The following is a 15,824-nucleotide window of genomic DNA, read 5'->3' as shown; positions in this document are numbered from 1 at the left end:
CCTCCGGACATGCCGCCTGCCGCCATCGTGCGCGGCAGGGTGATGGTGAATTCGGTAATACACCGGGTTCGGTATCCACGTCGATGGTGCCGCCGTGCTGCTTCACGACGATATCATGGCGTCGAGCGATTGCCGCAGGCCGGAGGTCCGCTGCGGCTGCGGCGCCGAAATGGCAGATGCCGTGGCACAACGAAAAAAGGGCGGCAACGGCCTGGCCGCTGCCGCCCTCTGGTTCGCGTGCGAGCCGTCTCAGGTCGGCCGCAGGGCCTTGCCGCCGAGATCGAGCTCGTTGACCTGCTTGTTTCGCTCGGAATCGGCCGCCGCGCGGTGGTCCGTCGCCAGCACCACGTACACCGCCGGCAGCACGAACAGGGTGAACAGCGTGCCGATCGACATGCCGGCCACGACGACCAGACCGATCGAGAAGCGGCTGGCCGCGCCCGCGCCGGTCGCTGTCAGCAGCGGAATCAGGCCGGTGACCATCGCGGCCGTCGTCATTAGGATCGGCCGCAGGCGGATGCGGGCCGACATTTCGATGGCCGAGCGGCGGTCGAGCCGCTCGTTGACCTGGAGTTCGTTGGCGAATTCCACCATCAGGATGCCGTGCTTGGTGATCAGGCCGACCAGGGTCAGCAGGCCGACCTGGGTGTAGATATTCATGGTCGCGGCGCCGAAAAACAGCGGGATCAGCGCACCGACGATCGCCATAGGCACCGAGATCATGATCACCAGCGGATCGCGCAAGCTCTCGAATTGCGCTGCCAGCACCAGGAAGATGATGATCAGCGCGAAGCCGAATGTGATCGCGAGCTGGTTGCCTTCCTGAACGTATTGCCTGGAGTCCGCCAGATAGTCGTGGCTGAAGCCCTGCGGCAGATTCTTGGCCTCGCTTTCGAGGAAGTCGACCGCCGCGCCGATGGTCACGCCCGGCATCGGCACCGCCGAGAACGTCGCCGAATTGAGCTGGTTGTAGTGCGTCAGCGAGTTCGGGTCGGTCTTGGTCCTGATCGAGACCACGGTGGACAGCGGAAGCTGCTGGCCGGTGTTCGTGGTCACATAATAGCCGCCGAGCGATTCCGGCGAGAGCCGGTTGATGCGCGGCACCTGCGGAATGACCTGGTACGAGCGGCCCTCGAGATTGAAGCGGTTGATGTAGTTGCCGCCGAGCAGGACCGCGAGCGTCGAACCGAGATTCTGCATGTTGACGCCCAGATCCTGCGCCTTGGTACGATCGATCGTGACTTCGACGTTCGGCTGGTTATAGGCGAGGTCGCTGTCGGAGACGATGAACATGCCGCTCTTGCGCGCCGCGTCCTTCAGCTTTTCCATTTGTTCATAGACCGTCTGGAAGCCGGCCGTGGAGTTGATCACCATCTGCACCGGCAGGCCGCCGGGGCCGCCCGGCAGCGGCGGCAGGTTGAACGCGAAGGCCTGCACGCCCTCGATCTTGGAGAGCTCGGCCTGCACCAGCGGCTTCAAAGCGATCGACGAGCGCTTGCGCTCGTCCCAGGGCTTGAGCAGCATGCCGGCGATGCCGCCCTGCGGACCATTGATGCCGTTCAGCACGAAGCGAAGATCGGTCTCGGGGAATTTCTGGAACTCCTTGTCGAGTTTCTCGCCGTAGAAATCGACATAATCGATGTTGGCGTATTTCGGCGCCTTGGTCACCGCGAAGACGATGCCCTGGTCTTCCTCCGGTGCCAGCTCCTTCGACGTGTGCATGTAGAGGAAGCCGACAAGCCCGAGGATGGTCACCGCGAACAGGCCGGTGATCGCCTTGTAGTCGAGCGAGCGGTCGAGCTTGCGGCCATACCAGCGCGTCATCGCGCCGAACACCCGGTTCACAAGCTTCGCGAAGCGGCCCTCCTCGGTGTTCCTCAGCAGCACCGAGCACATCATCGGCGACAAGGTCAACGCAATCACGCCGGACACGATCACCGAGCCCGCCAGTGTGAAGGCGAATTCGCGGAACAAGGAACCGGTGAGGCCACCGAGGAAACCGATCGGCGCGTACACCGCGGCGAGCGTGATGGTCATCGAGATGACCGGTCCCACGATCTCACGCGCACCTTGCAACGACGCCTGGACCGGCGTCTTGCCCTCCTCCAAATGGCGGTGGATGTTCTCCACCACCACGATGGCGTCGTCGACCACAAGGCCGATCGCCAGCACCATCGCAAGCAGCGTCAACAGGTTGAAGCTGAAGCCCAGCGCCAGCATCAGGGTGCAGACGCCGATCATCGACAAGGGAATCGTGACGACGGGAATGATGACCGATCGCAGCGAGGCCAGGAACAGGAAGATCACCACGATCACGATGATCACGGCTTCGCCCAGTGTCTTCTCGACCTCGTCGATCGAAGACTGGATGAACTTGGTCGAGTCGTAGGCGACCTTCATCTTCATCGACGGCGGCAGGTTGCGTTCGAGCTCGGGGAACAGCGCGCGGACACCCTTGACAAGCGTCAGCGGATTGCCTTGCGGCGTCGCCTGCACACCGATGAAGATCGCGTGCTCGCCGTTGAAGGCGACGCTGGCGTTCGTGCTCTGGGCGGCAAGCTCGACGGTGGCGATGTCCTCCATCCGCACGAAGCCGCCGTCCTTGGCCTTCACGATCATCTTCTTGAACTGATCGACATTGGTCAGATCGGTGTTCGTCGAGACGTTGGAGACGATGAGGTAGCCCTTGGTCTGGCCTGCCGCGGATTGAAAGTTATTGGCCTGGATCGCAGCGGCAACGTCGGTCGCCGAAACGTTGCGGCCGGCCATCTTCACAGGATCGAGCCAGAGCCGCATCGCGAAGGTTTGCCCGCCGAGAATGTCAGCCGACGCGACGCCATCGACGGTCGACAGCACCGGCTGCACCACACGCGTCAGATAATCCGAGATCGCCGAGCCCGAGAGTTCCTCGGACGAGAAGCCGAGATACATCACGGCCGTGGTCTGCCCGGTGGTCTTGGTAACGATCGGGTCGTTGGATTCCTTCGGGATCAGATATTTGACCGAGTTCGTCTTCGCCAGAACCTCGGTGAGCGCCTGGTTCGGGTCGAAATTCAGCTTGATGTAGACCTGGATCGTCGAGGTGCCGAGCACCGAGGACGAGGTGATGTAATCGACGCCCTCGGCCGAGGCGACCGCCTGCTCGATCGGCGTCGTGATGAAGCCCTGGATCAGGTCCGCCGACGCGCCGGGATAGACGGTCGTGATGTTGATGACCGTGTTCGACAGCTTGGGATACTGCCGGATCGGCAGCACCATCGCCGCGCGCAGGCCGATCAGCAGGATCAGCAGGCTGACGACGACCGACAGAACCGGGCGCTTGATGAAAATATCGGTAAGGGCCATCGCGGCGATCTCGATTTCTTTGTCTCAAGAGAAGTGATCCGGCCAGGCCGGATCACTCGAGCGTCATGGATCAATAGCGCGGCGGCTGCGCCGGAATCTGCGGAGCCGGATCGGTCGAAATCGACACCGCCGCGCCCGATTGCAGCTTGAGCTGGCCGACGGCGACGACCTTGTCGCCCGGCTTCACACCCTTGAGGATTTCGACGCGACCTTCGACCCGGTTGCCGGTCTGCACGAAGGTGCGCACCGCGGAGAGGCTGGTCTTGCCGTCTTCTTCCTTCTTCTCGGTGATCACGAACACCGAGTCGCCGTACAGCGTGTAGTCGACCGCCGTCTCGGGAACGGTGATCACCGCCGGCTTGTCCGGCAGCACCACCGTGGTCGTCACGAACATGCCGGGCTTGAGGATCTTCTCCGGATTGGCGATCGTCGCCTGCACGCGGATGTTGCGGGTGTCGGCCGAGATCTGCGGCTCGATCGTGGTGATCTTGCCTTCGAAGGTGCGGCCCGGATAGGCGTCGACCTTGAGCCGGACGGGCTGGCCGACCTTGAGGCTGCCGGAATCCTTTTCGGTCACCGTGAAGTTGGCCCACAGCTCCGACAGATCGGTCAGCGATACGATCGCCGTACCTGCCGTCAGGTATTGACCGACCTCGACCTTGCGGACGCCGAGATCGCCGGCGAACGGTGCGCGGACCAGCTTCTGCGAGATCAGCGCCTCGGTCTTGGCGATGCCCGCCTGCGCCTGGTCATAAGCAGCCTGCGCGGAATCGACGGTCGCCTGCGGGCCGAACTGGCGCGCGGCCAGCTGCTTGGCACGGTCGAGCGACAGCTGCGCGACGGTCGCCTGGGCCTTGTAGTTGGCGAGGTCGCCCTGCTCCGGCGCATCGAACAGCTGCACCAGGGGCGTGCCGGCCTCGACACGCGTGCCCGGCTGGAACTTGATCTCGGTGACGCGGCCGTTGACGTCGGCGCTGACGTCGACCTGGTGCACGGCAACGAGGCTGCCCACCGCAGTGAGCAGGTTCGGCACCACCTCGGACTTCGCCTCCGCCGCGCTGACGGCCGTCGGCGGCGGCTTGTTGTTGGCGAAGAACTGCTTGATCATCTGGCCGCGGAAATAGTTGAACCAGACGAGGCCACCGACCAGCGCGGCGAGCAGCGTGCCGACGATGATGAACCACAGCACCGGCCGGACCGGACGCTTGGGAGCCTTGTTGTCGATCGGTTCGCCCGAAATCTTGTGCTCGGTTACGATGTTCATGTCATGCACTTTCTGCAATCGCCGTCTTGCCTTCATCCGCGGCCTGATCGTGGCCCAGATGGGAAGCAATTGCGGCGTCGTTAAGTCCGATACCCCTCAGGAGAAACTCACACAGCTGCCGCTCGAGGTCGTCACCCCTGCCGTAGACGAGGCAAGGTGTCGTCGACAGCCTGGTCAGCGCGGCGGTCATCACCGTGTGATGCGCAAACCAGAACAGGTTGAGCGGCTCACCACTGCCGGGCCGCGCGTCACCGCTGGCAACGGCGCGTTCGAGCGAGGCGACGAAGATCGAGCCGATCAACGTCTCGATCTTGGCATACAGCAAACGGGCGAATTCGCCATCGTCCAAATGGCTCGTGGCCATCAGTCGCAGACGTTGCGCTTCTTCCTGGTCGGGACCGAGGAAATGCTGGACCATACCGCGGATCAGCTCGACCAGAGTGGCCGTCGACGGCTCCCGCTCCAGCAGTTCGATGAGCGCCGGGTCCGCCTCGCATTCGTCACTGAGGATTTCGGCGTACAGCGCCGCCTTGGACGGGAAATGCTTGAACAGCAGCGCCTCGGAAATGGCAGCGGCGGCCGCCACGCTCTTCGTCGTGGTGCCGTTGTAGCCATGTCGGGCAAAGCAACGCTTCGCGGCACCGAGGATCAATTGACGCCTCAGGTCGCTCGTCATGCGTAATGAGCTCATGCTGGGTGAGTAAGCACTCACCCACGCTGAAGTCAAGCACTATATTGCAGCGCAACCTGCGTGCGACGTGGAATCAATGGAATTTGATCAAGCCTGCAGGACCCGCGTGCAGACGTTCGGCAAGGGATGGACGGACCGCTTAAATCGGCTGGAAGCCGAGATCGTCGCGCAGCCGGTTGACGATGTAGGTCCCGTCGCGGGTCGGCAAGATCCGCTCCAGGCCGGCGCTGTCGATCTTCACGTTGGCAAAGCGCGGCCCGCCCGAGACGTCATGGACGGCTTTGGCGAAGGCCTCGACCTCGGCCATGGTCGTGACAGCCCGGCTGTCGTTGATGCCGCAGGCGCGGGCGATGCCGACCAGATCGGCGGCGGCCGAGGTGTGGCTGGTTTGGCCGCCGGTCTCGCCATAGGCCTCGTTGTCAAGCACCGCGATCGAGAGGTTGGAGGGCTTCTGCAGGCCGATAGTGGCAAAGCTGCCCAGGCCCATCAGCATCTCGCCGTCGCCGGTGATGACCAGCACCGGCAGCTTCGGTTGCGCCAGTGCTAGGCCGAGCCCGATCATGGCGGCGCCGCCCATGCCTCCCCAGAGGTAAAAGTTGCGGGCGTGGTCGCCGGCGGCGCACATGTCGTTGGTGGAGGCCCCCAGGCCGCCGATCGCGACGACGTCCTTGCGGTTCGCCAGCAACGTGGAGACGACCTGACGGCGGTCGAGGAGATTGGCCTTGCTCATTTGGTGAAAACCTTGGCGCCGATCAGGCGCTGCGACAGAAGGACGGCGGTGGGCGTCAGCGCGTTGTAGGCCTGCGATGCAGCGGCCTCCAACACGGCCGGCACCTCGGCCGCGTGCGAGGCGCGCAGCACCTGAACGCCCGAGAGCTCGAACACGCCCTGGGTGGTCGATCCCATCGGCACCTGCCACGGATTGAACTCGCCCCACTCGCCGCGCATGGTCACCAGCGTCAGGAAGGGAAAGCGCAGGATCGGGATCAGCGACAGCATGTTGATGCAATTGCCGACACCGCTCGACTGCATCAGCAAGACGCCGCGCTGTCCGCCGGTCCAGGCGCCCGCAAGCAGCGCCACGCCCTCCTCCTCCGTGGTCAGGGGAATGCCGCGCATCGTGGACGAGGCCAGCACACGGTTGATCAGCTTCGCATGGCCTGCATCGGGCACGTAAGGCACCTGCCGGACGTCGAAGCGTTGCAAGGCCGCGAAAATATCGTCGGGCCAGTTCGGGGCTGTGTCGGCAGCATCGGCGTGGGCGTGCATTTTCCTGTCCGGTCGGCTAGCAAGGTGCCAAGACTAAGCTGCAAAGACTGTAGACGCATGCATGCGCCGATCAGAACAACAAAAACGGCATAACGGCTTTAACCGGCGAGTATAACGGGATGAACGCAAATGCGAAGGAGCTGGCGGCAAGCTTCGACCTCGAGAAGCTGACGCCTGAGTTCTACGACAACCCCTATCCGACCTATCGTGCACTGCGGGAGAACGAGCCGGTCAAGCGCCTGCGCAGCGGCACCGTGTTCTTGACCCGCTATGACGATCTCGTCACCACCTACAAGAACACCAAATCGTTCAGCTCGGACAAGAAGCGCGAGTTCTTGCCGAAATACGGCGACACCCCGCTCTACGAGCATCACACCACCAGCCTCGTCTTCAACGATCCGCCGTCGCATACGCGCGTGCGCCGCCTGATCATGGGCGCGCTGTCCCCGCGTGCGATCGCCGGCATGGAGGGCGATCTCATCAAGCTCGTCGACGGCCTGCTCGATGCCATCGCGGCCAAGGGACGATGCGAGCTGATCGAGGATTTCGCCGCGTCCATCCCGATCGAGGTGATCGGCAATCTGCTCGACGTGCCCCATGACGAGCGCGGGCCGCTGCGCGACTGGTCGCTGGCGATCCTCGGCGCGCTCGAGCCCGTAGTGTCGCCCGACGCGGCTGCGCGCGGCAACAAGGCGGTGCAAGACTTTTTGGCCTATCTCGAAACGCTGGTCGAGCGCCGGCGCGCCAGGCCCGGCAATCCCGAGCGCGACGTGCTGACGCGCCTGATCCAGGGAGAGGAGAACGGCGAGCGGCTGACCGAGAAGGAACTGCTGCACAATTGCATCTTCCTGCTCAATGCCGGCCACGAGACAACCACCAACCTGATCGGCAACGGCCTCGTCGCGCTGGACCAGCATCCGGACCAGAAGCAGCGGCTGATCGACAATCCCGACATGATCAAGACCGCGGTCGAGGAGATGCTGCGCTACGAGAGCTCGAACCAGCTCGGCAACCGCATGACCACCGAGCGCGTCGAGCTGGGAGGCATCATGCTCGAGGCCGGCACGTCGGTGACACTGTGCATCGGCGCGGCCAACCGCGATCCCGCGCAGTTTCCCGACCCCGAACGCTTCGACATCGCGCGCGCGCCGAACCGGCATCTCGCCTTCGCCACCGGCGCGCATCAATGCGCCGGCATGGCGCTGGCGCGGCTGGAAGGGGCGATCGCGATCTCACGCTTCCTGGCGCGCTTCCCGAACTATGCCATGAGCGGCAAGCCGGTGCGGGGCGGACGGGTGCGGTTTCGCGGCTTTTTGAGCGTGCCGTGTACGATCGGCTGAAGCCCCCAACATAAAATTGCGAAAACAACCCCATGCACAGTAGCCAACCGTTTGATTCATCTCGGCAATCGGCAGAAGGGCCGGCGGTGCTTTAATACCTAAACCACCGTCTTGTGCCGCGCGATGCAGGTGCGCAGCACCTCGTCCATCGGCTTGCCCCACCAATCGCTGGAGAAGATCTCGATCTCTGAATAGCCGGCAAAGCCCTGCGCTTCGACCGCTTGACGCACCGATTTGATATCGATGACGCCGTCCCCCATCATGCCGCGGTCGTTGAGGATGTCCCTGGTCGGCACCAGCCAGTCGCAGACATGGAAGGCGAGCAGGCGATCCTGGCCGGCGCGCGCGATCTGGCTCATCAGATCCGGATCCCACCAGATGTGATAGACGTCGAGCGCGACGCCGAGCATGCCGCTGCGGCCGGGGTCAAGCCGGTCGCAGATATCGAGCGCCTGCTTGGTCGTGTTCACACAGGCGCGGTCGGCCGCATAGGCCGGATGCAGGGGCTCGATCGCCAGCGGCAGCTTGGCCTGCCGGGCGTACTCAAGCATCTCCGCGATCGCGTCCTCAACCTGTCCGCGCGCCGCCGCGATGTCCTTCGAGGCCTCGCTGCCCGGCCGCGAATATTGCGGCAGGCCTCCGACGACCAGGACGATGCAGGGCGCGCCCAGCGCCTTGGCTTCATCGACGCAGCGCCGGTTGTCGTCGCGTACCTCGCCTCGGCGCGGGGTATTAGAGGTGAACATGCCGCCGCGGCAATAGCCTGAGAGATCGAGGCCGGCATCGCGCACCACGCGGGCGGCGCGCTCAAGGCCGACGCTTGCGACCTGATCGCGCCAGGGATCGATGGCGCGGATGCCGTGCTTCGCACAGGCCTCGATGATCTCGACGAGATCACCCTGCTTGCGGACGGTCGCCGTGTTCAGCGACAGCCAGCGATGGTCGGACGAGAAATCGCGCATCAGGATTCGATTCCGCGGGTGGCGAGCACGGTTTTCATCCGCTGCGTCGCAAGTTCAGGGTTGGCGAGCAGGCCGGCCTTGTCGGCCAGACGGAACAGTTCGGCCAGATGCAGCGTGGAGCGCGTGCTCTCCTGTCCCCCCACCATGGTGAAATGATCCTGATGGCCGTTGAGATAGGCCATGAACACGACGCCGGTCTTGTAGAAACGCGTCGGCGCCTTGAAGATATGACGCGACAACGGCACGGTCGGGCCGAGCACGTCGTGGAAGCCGGCCTCGTCGCCCGCCGCCAGCCGCAACAGCGCATAGGACGCCGCCGGCGCGATGGCATCGAAGATGCCCAGCAGTGCATGCGAGAAGCCTTGTTCGTCGCCGGCGATCAGCTCCGCATAATTGAAGTCATCGCCGGTGTACATCCTGATGCGCTTGTCGAGACGCCTGCGCATGTCGACCTCGCGCTGCTTGTCGAGCAGCGAAACCTTGACACCGTCGACCTTGGCGGCGTTGCCGTTGATGATGGCGACGGCAATGTCCATCGCCTTGTCCAGGTCTTTCGAACCCCAATAGCCCGCCAGCGCCGGATCGAACATGTCCCCGAGCCAGTGGATGATCACGGGCTCGCGCACCTGCGACAGCACGCGGTCGTAGACCTTGGCGTAATCGTCGGCATTGCGGCCGAGCTTCGCCAGCGCGCGCGAGGCCATCAGGATGATGCGGCCGCCGACCTTCTCGACTGCAGAGACCTGCTCCTCATAGGCGCGGATCACGTCGTCGATCGTCCCGGCATCTTCCACGGCGAGATGGTCGGTGCCGGCCCCCGAGAACACCAGCGCGTTGCGGCGCCTGGCGGCGGCGACCGAGCGCGTGATCAGCTCCAGCGACGTCGGCCAGTCCAGCCCCATGCCGCGCTGGGCGGTGTCCATGGCTTCGGCGACGCCGAGGCCGAGATCCCAGACGTGCTCGCGGAAGGCGATGGTCTTGTCCCAATCGACGGCGGCCGAGAGCCAGGGATCGTTGTCGGCGAAGGGATCGGCCACCGTGTGCACGGCCGAGAAGGCGATGCGATTGAGCGGTCCCTCGAGCTTCGCAGGAAATGTGCGCGAGGCCGCGAGCCGGTAGGTCTCGATCGAGCGATCGGCCTTCGGCAGCTTCACCGACAGGGACGACATGGGTTGGACGGGTTTATTCATGGTTCACACCTCTCCACGTCATCGCGAGGAGCCCGCGACAAATTACGAAGCAATTTGCGCTGGCGACGAAGCAATCCAGACTGCCTCGGCGGAAAGATCCTGGATTGCTTCGCTTCGCTCGCAATGACGGCTTGGTAGACATCGGGGCTTGCCTAATAGACCTCACACCTTGATCGGGGCGACGTCGATCCAGCGCCGCTCCTTCCAGCTCTTCAGTGCGCATTCGGCGAGCTGCACGCCCTTGGCGCCTTCGAGCAGCGTGAACTTGTAGGGCGCATCTTCGTAGACGTGGCGGATGAACATCTCCCACTGCTCTTTGAAGCCGTTGTCGTAGCTGACATTGTCGGGCACCCTCTGCCAGTCGCCGTAGAAATCGTGCAGCCGCTTCTCGTCCGGATTCCACACCGGCCTCGGGGTCGCCTGCCGCGCCTGGATCATGCAGTCGGTGAGGCCTGCTACCGCCGAGCCGTGGGTGCCGTCGACCTGGAAGGTGACGAGGTCGTCGCGATAGACGCGTGTCACCCAGGACATGTTGATGTGGGCAATGACGCCGCCTTCGAGCTGGAACGTGGCGTAGGCGGAATCATCCGCGGTCGCCTTGTACTTCTTGCCCTGCTCGTCATAGCGCTCGGGGATGTCGGTGTTGCCGATGCAGACCACGCTCTGGACATTGCCGAACAAATTGTCGAGCACGTAGCGCCAGTGGCAGACCATGTCGAGAATGATGCCGCCGCCGTCCTCGCTGCGGTAGTTCCAGGACGGCCGCTGCGCCTCCTGCCAGCCCCCTTCGAACACCCAATAGCCGAACTCGCCGCGCACCGAGAGGATGCGGCCGAAAAAGCCGGAGTCACGTAGGAACGCGATCTTCTTCAAACCCGGCAGGAACAGCTTGTCTTGCACGGTGCCATGCTTGACGCCCTTGGCATTGGCGAGCTTGACCACTTCGACTGCTTCTTCGAAGTTCGTTGCGATCGGCTTCTCGCAATAGACGTGCTTGCCGGCATTGATGGCCTGGGTCAGCAGACCGGGCCGCGCTTGCGTGGTCGCGGCGTCGAAGAACATGGTGTCGTTCTTGTCGGCGAGCGCGGCATCGAGGTCGGTGGTCCAGCGCGTGATGTTGAAGCGCCTGGCGAGCGCCTCGACTTTGTCGGCACTGCGGCCGACCAGGATTGGATCGGGCATGATTCGGTCGCCGGTCTTCAGGCGAACGCCGCCCTGGTCGCGGATCGCCACGATCGAGCGGATCAGATGCTGGTTGAGCCCCATGCGGCCGGTGACGCCGTTCATGATGAGGCCGAGGCGTTGGGTGGTCATGCCGGATACTCCTGAAGTGATGTCGGCTGTTCGAGCGGGCGGAGCGCCGACCAGTCCGGATGGACCGACGTCGCAAAGCCCGCAGCATGAAGCGATCCTGTCAGGAGATCGCCGTCGTGAATACAGAGCCGGATGCCCTGCCCGGCATCGGCGTAGAGATCGGGATGCGCATGGGCGAAAGCTTGCGCCTCAGCGGCGGGCGTCTCGCCAAAGCCGTCGACATAGTGATGGCCGTTGCGTTCGGCGTGGGTGACGCCGAGGAAGGCGCCAAGGGCGAGATCCTGCTGCACGGCAAGCCCGGCCTGGCAGGTGAGGTCCTCGCCGGTGACGAAGAACGCTTCCCCGGCCGCGCTCCATTTCGCGGCGCGCGTCGCGTTGACGATCGACTTGTAGAGGCCCTTGCAGGACTTCGAGGAGATGCCGCGATAGCCGAGCGCCCGCGCTGCCGGGAACGCATCGTAGGAATCGTCCGCTTCGTCGATGATGAAACCGCGATCTGCCAGTGCGCCCAGCGGCGATTGCCGCGTGATGTCGCGCGGCATCGGCTGCTCGACATAGAGCAGGCGCGAGGCGATCGGCCGCAGCGCGTCGTCGTGATCGAGCCGGTCCATCAGGGCTTGCAAAGCCGCAAGGTCGGCATACTGCTCGTTGGCGTCGAGCGTCACCTTGTAGCCCCGCCCAAGCGTATCGAGCTCTGTGCCAATCCGTGCGAGCCGCGCCGCGTCGGCAGCGGGATCGCCCGAAAGCTTGAGCTTGAAGTAGCGTGCACCAACGTTCTCGCGCCGATCGGCAACGCCGCCCTCGCCTTCAACGACATCGTCAAGCCCGACCGTATGCCTGATGGCAACACGCTGCAGCGGCACCCGGCCCGAGAGAAACGTCTTGATCTCCCTCTCGCTCAGGTCAGGAGCAAGCCGGGCATCGATGCCGGCGATGTTGGCAGTCATCCCGTCGAAGAAGCTGGTCTCAACGCCGCGCAGCAACGCATCGAGGATCGCCTTGTCGATCTCCGCCGGGCCGTAGGCCGCGGCAAGCGACGGAATGTTCTGCTTCGCGCAGGTTGCAACCTGGGCACCGATGCAGGAGGCATGCAGATCGAACGCGGTCTGAAATCCGGTGCGCGCCAGATAGAGCCCGCGCGCGATCTCGAGCGACCGTCGCAGCCCGTCGACCGTCTGCGCCGGCGACAGCTCCGGCCGCTTGTCGAACCATTTCGGCACCAGCAGCTCGGCACTGGCGCCGACTGCAACGCCCCTGCCCTCGACCTCGATCTCGACCCGCACGAACAGCTGCGGCGTCGCGTTGATCGTGATCGCGCCAAAGCGGAACGGCCGCGCGAACTGCACGGGACGTTCGAAGAAGGCGATGTCTCGCAGCTTCAGGCGGGGGGACATGATTCTACAACGACGCGAACTGAATATGATGCGAGCGGTGGGGCCGCGGGCGACTCGCCTCTCTCCCCAGCCCTCCCCCGCAGGCGGGGGAGGGAGCGCACTGTCGTCGCGGCTGCAGGCCAATCCAATCGCATCGATTCTAATCCAACGCGCCTTGCGAGAAGAAGTGCTTGCGGATGCGCTGCACGAGCTCGGTGAAAACAGGATCAGCCATCACGTCGAGCGAGCGCGGGCGCGGCAGCGGCACGTCGTAGATCGCCGCGATCGCGCCGGGGCGCTCGGTCATCACAAGCACGCGGTCGGCGAGGAACACCGCCTCAGGGATCGAATGCGTGATCAAGAGCACCGTCTTCCTGGTCTCGCGCTGGATCCGCATCAGCTCGACATTCATGCGTTCGCGCGTCAGCGCATCGAGCGCGCCGAACGGCTCGTCCATCAGCATGATCCTGGGGTCGTGCACCAGCGCGCGGCAGATCGAAGCGCGCTGCTGCATGCCGCCGGAGAGCTGCCAGGGTAGCTTCTTCTCGAAGCCTTCGAGCCCCACCAACTTCAACAGCTCCTTGGCACGGGGAAGATATTTGTCCCGCGGCAGGCGCTTCATGTCGATCGGCAGCATCACGTTGCCCAGGATGTTGCGCCAGGGCAGCAGCAGCGCGTTCTGGAACACGATGCCGACATTGCCGTGCGGCGTCGTCACCTTCTCGCCCTCGACCAGAATCTCGCCCGATGTCGGCGGGAGCAATCCCGAGATCAGCTTGAGCAGCGTGGACTTGCCGCAGCCGCTTGGCCCGACCACGACGAAGAACTCGCCGTCGTGGATGTCGAAGTCGAGCGGCCGCAGCGACGGCACGTCGCCGTCGCGCGTGCGGTAGGTTTTGGACACGCCGGACAGCTTGATGCCGGACGCATCGCCGGCGCGGTCGTTCACCAATCGCAGATGCGCGGCAGGCTGCATGTCGATGGGTTTCGTCGCAGGATTCATCGCAGGCCTCTCCACCCGTCGTCCCTGCGAACGCAGGGACCCATACGCCGTGCCGGCGCGTTCGGGCACGCGGGTAGAGACCTTCCGCAACCATCACAGCCGGTGGCTATGGGTCCCTGCGTTCGCAGGGACGACAGCAGAGATTGATCGCTCACGAACCGCTCTTCGGCAGATAATCGTTGGTGTAGAACGCCTTCGGGTTGTCCTTGGCCTTGGCGTCGAGACCGCCGTATTCGACCATCAGACTGACTGAGTCCGTCATGTTCTGGTCGGTGACCTGGAACGGACGCTTGCCCTTGGTCTCCGCGGTCCGATAGAGCGGAATGGTCAGCTCGAAACCTTGCGTCAGCGTGTCGATCTTGCCGCCCTTGGGGTTGGCATCGAGGATCGATTGCGCCGCCGCCTTCGGCTCCTTCTCGGCGGCTTCGACCGCTTTCGTGGTCGCCGACATGAAGCGGCGGACGAGGTCGGCATTGGCCTTCACGTAATCGGTGTTGGCGATGATGCCGGACGACACCATGTTGATGCCGTAGTCGGCGAACTTGATCGGATAGACGTCCTTGCCAGTGGCGTCTTTGATCTTCATCGACTGGTCCATGACGTAGCCGAGCAGGAGGTCAGCCTGGCCGTTGATGACGGCGTTGAGCTTGGTCTGGCCGTCGCCGGCAACGGTCTTGAAATCGCTCTCCTTCAGGCCGGTCTTCTTCAGGAACAGCGGCCAGATCTGGGTCATGGAATCCGCCGGCGTGATCGCCACCGTCTTGCCCTTGATGTCTTCCGGCTTCCTGATGTTCTTGTCGGCGAAGCCCATGGCGGACATCGGCGAGGTCTGCAGCAACACGCCGGCCGCAACCACGGGCGCCCCCTTGATGGCGGCGCGCATCATGGTGGGGACGTCGACATAGCCGAAATCGGCGGTCTTGGCCGCGACGGCCTGGGTTGTGGCGGCCGAGCCGCGGCCTTCCTGGATCTCGAGGTCGATGCCCTCGGCCGCATAGATGCCCTTGGCCTTGCCGTAATAGAACGGCGCGTGCTCGCCATAGACGTACCAGTTCAACATCAGCACGACCTTGTCGGCCGCCTGCGCCGGCATGGCCGCAAGAACCATCAGCACCGCCGAGATAGCCCCAATCAACCGCTTCATCGTCTCTCTCCCTTGCCGTCTGTTACGTCGGCCATTGGTGGCCGTTCGTTGTCTTAGTCAGGATGCAAAGATCACGTCCTCGCGCTGGCTGACATGCCAGGGAATGACCAGCTTCTCGATGCGGTCCACGATCCAGAACAGGACCACGCCGAGCAGTGCGAGGATCACGAGCGCCGCGAACATCGTCGGCAGGTCGAACGTGCCGATCGAGCGCTGCATGACGTAGCCGATGCCGGAATTGGAGCCGACGAACTCGCCGACGACGGCGCCGACCACGGCGAGCGTCACCGACACTTTGAGGCCGGAGAAGATCGCAGGCAGTGCATGCGGCAGGTTCACCGCGCGAAACACCTGGAAACGGCTGCCCTGCATGGCGCGGGCGAGATCGACCATGTCGGGATCGACCGATTTGAAGCCCTGCACGGCGGAGACGACCACGGGAAAGAAGCCGAGCAGGAACGCCGAGATCACCTTCGGAATGATGCCGAAGCCGAACCAGACCACGAACAGCGGCGCGATCGCGATCTTCGGCACGGATTGAGAGAACACCAAGAGCGGATAGACGTAGCTCTCCACCGTCTTCGAGCCCGCGATCAGCATCGCGACGGGGATGCCGAACAGCGCCGACAGCAGGAAGCCGCACACGGTCGCGTAGGTGGTCGGCCAGGACTGGCGCAGCAGTTCCGGCCACTCGGTCCGCAGCACGGCAACGACATCGAGCGGCGACGGGATCTGGTAGGCGGGAATCCTAAACAGCCGGATGGCCAGATCCCAGGCGACGACGATGAAGACCAGGAACAAGAACGGCCGAACCCAGGCTGCATTCAGCAGCTTGGAAACAGCGTTTTGCGGCTTCGGCTCGGCCAATTTTCACTCCCGGCAGTCTTCTTCGTTATGGCGAGAAATTAACCCGTTGGATAAATACTGTC

At 63.9% G+C, this 15,824-nt stretch carries 13 protein-coding genes; 1 reads left to right on the top strand and 12 read right to left on the bottom strand.

Annotated elements, in window-relative coordinates:
• Positions 1 to 249: 249 nt before the first annotated feature.
• From WI560_RS08940 to WI560_RS08920, 5 genes are all read right to left on the bottom strand, one after another.
• Positions 250 to 3,345: a MexW/MexI family multidrug efflux RND transporter permease subunit gene (locus tag WI560_RS08940; RefSeq protein ID WP_375307693.1), complete on the bottom strand. Its 3,096-nt coding sequence runs from the start codon at positions 3,343 to 3,345 to the stop codon at positions 250 to 252.
• A gap of 70 nt (positions 3,346 to 3,415) precedes the next feature.
• Positions 3,416 to 4,609 (bottom strand): efflux RND transporter periplasmic adaptor subunit, encoded by a 1,194-nt coding sequence (locus WI560_RS08935; protein ID WP_257177344.1) that lies wholly within the window; start codon positions 4,607 to 4,609, stop codon positions 3,416 to 3,418.
• A 1-nt stretch (position 4,610) separates the two neighbouring features.
• Positions 4,611 to 5,300 carry a TetR/AcrR family transcriptional regulator gene (locus tag WI560_RS08930; RefSeq protein WP_375307692.1) on the bottom strand — a complete coding sequence of 230 codons (690 nt, stop codon included), beginning with the start codon at positions 5,298 to 5,300 and terminating at the stop codon, positions 4,611 to 4,613.
• Positions 5,301 to 5,439: 139 nt separating this feature from the next.
• Positions 5,440 to 6,030: a thiamine pyrophosphate-dependent enzyme gene (locus tag WI560_RS08925; protein ID WP_375307691.1), complete on the bottom strand. Its 591-nt coding sequence runs from the start codon at positions 6,028 to 6,030 to the stop codon at positions 5,440 to 5,442.
• Positions 6,027 to 6,569 (bottom strand): phosphonopyruvate decarboxylase, encoded by a 543-nt coding sequence (locus WI560_RS08920; RefSeq protein ID WP_375307690.1) that lies wholly within the window; start codon positions 6,567 to 6,569, stop codon positions 6,027 to 6,029. Before WI560_RS08920 ends, WI560_RS08925 begins: the two co-directional genes overlap by 4 nt.
• 119 nt (positions 6,570 to 6,688) lie before the next feature.
• Here WI560_RS08920 and WI560_RS08915 point away from each other — a divergent pair, with 119 nt between their 5' ends.
• A complete protein-coding gene (locus tag WI560_RS08915; protein WP_375307689.1) occupies positions 6,689 to 7,909 on the top strand; it encodes a cytochrome P450 in 1,221 nt (406 codons plus the stop codon).
• A 98-nt stretch (positions 7,910 to 8,007) separates the two neighbouring features.
• On the opposite strand, the gene WI560_RS08910 is transcribed toward WI560_RS08915, so the two are convergent.
• The 7 genes from WI560_RS08910 to WI560_RS08880 all read right to left on the bottom strand — a co-directional run bounded on the left by WI560_RS08910 (position 8,008) and on the right by WI560_RS08880 (position 15,762).
• The gene (locus tag WI560_RS08910) at positions 8,008 to 8,871 is read right to left on the bottom strand and encodes a sugar phosphate isomerase/epimerase family protein (protein WP_375307688.1); all 864 of its coding nucleotides are present in this window, start codon (positions 8,869 to 8,871) and stop codon (positions 8,008 to 8,010) included.
• Positions 8,871 to 10,061: a dihydrodipicolinate synthase family protein gene (locus WI560_RS08905; RefSeq protein WP_375307687.1), complete on the bottom strand. Its 1,191-nt coding sequence runs from the start codon at positions 10,059 to 10,061 to the stop codon at positions 8,871 to 8,873. Before WI560_RS08905 ends, WI560_RS08910 begins: the two co-directional genes overlap by 1 nt.
• A 162-nt stretch (positions 10,062 to 10,223) precedes the next feature.
• Positions 10,224 to 11,375 carry a Gfo/Idh/MocA family protein gene (locus tag WI560_RS08900; protein ID WP_375307686.1) on the bottom strand — a complete coding sequence of 384 codons (1,152 nt, stop codon included), beginning with the start codon at positions 11,373 to 11,375 and terminating at the stop codon, positions 10,224 to 10,226.
• Positions 11,372 to 12,769, bottom strand: a complete 1,398-nt coding sequence (locus WI560_RS08895; protein WP_375308802.1) for a hypothetical protein — start codon at positions 12,767 to 12,769, stop codon at positions 11,372 to 11,374. Before WI560_RS08895 ends, WI560_RS08900 begins: the two co-directional genes overlap by 4 nt.
• Before the next feature lie 139 nt (positions 12,770 to 12,908).
• On the bottom strand, positions 12,909 to 13,751 hold the full coding sequence (locus WI560_RS08890; protein ID WP_375307685.1) for an ABC transporter ATP-binding protein: 843 nt from the start codon (positions 13,749 to 13,751) through the stop codon (positions 12,909 to 12,911).
• 151 nt (positions 13,752 to 13,902) lie between these two features.
• Complete coding sequence (locus WI560_RS08885) at positions 13,903 to 14,895, bottom strand: ABC transporter substrate-binding protein (protein ID WP_375307684.1); 993 nt, start codon at positions 14,893 to 14,895, stop codon at positions 13,903 to 13,905.
• 57 nt (positions 14,896 to 14,952) lie between these two features.
• Entirely contained in the window at positions 14,953 to 15,762 is an 810-nt protein-coding gene (locus WI560_RS08880) for an ABC transporter permease (RefSeq protein ID WP_135162343.1), read from the bottom strand.
• Positions 15,763 to 15,824 lie beyond the last annotated feature (62 nt).

It is taken from the genome of Bradyrhizobium sp. A11, from assembly GCF_042077125.1.
Classification (GTDB): Bacteria; Pseudomonadota; Alphaproteobacteria; order Rhizobiales; family Xanthobacteraceae; genus Bradyrhizobium; species Bradyrhizobium japonicum_B.
This window is presented reverse-complemented; position numbering and strand designations above follow the sequence as displayed.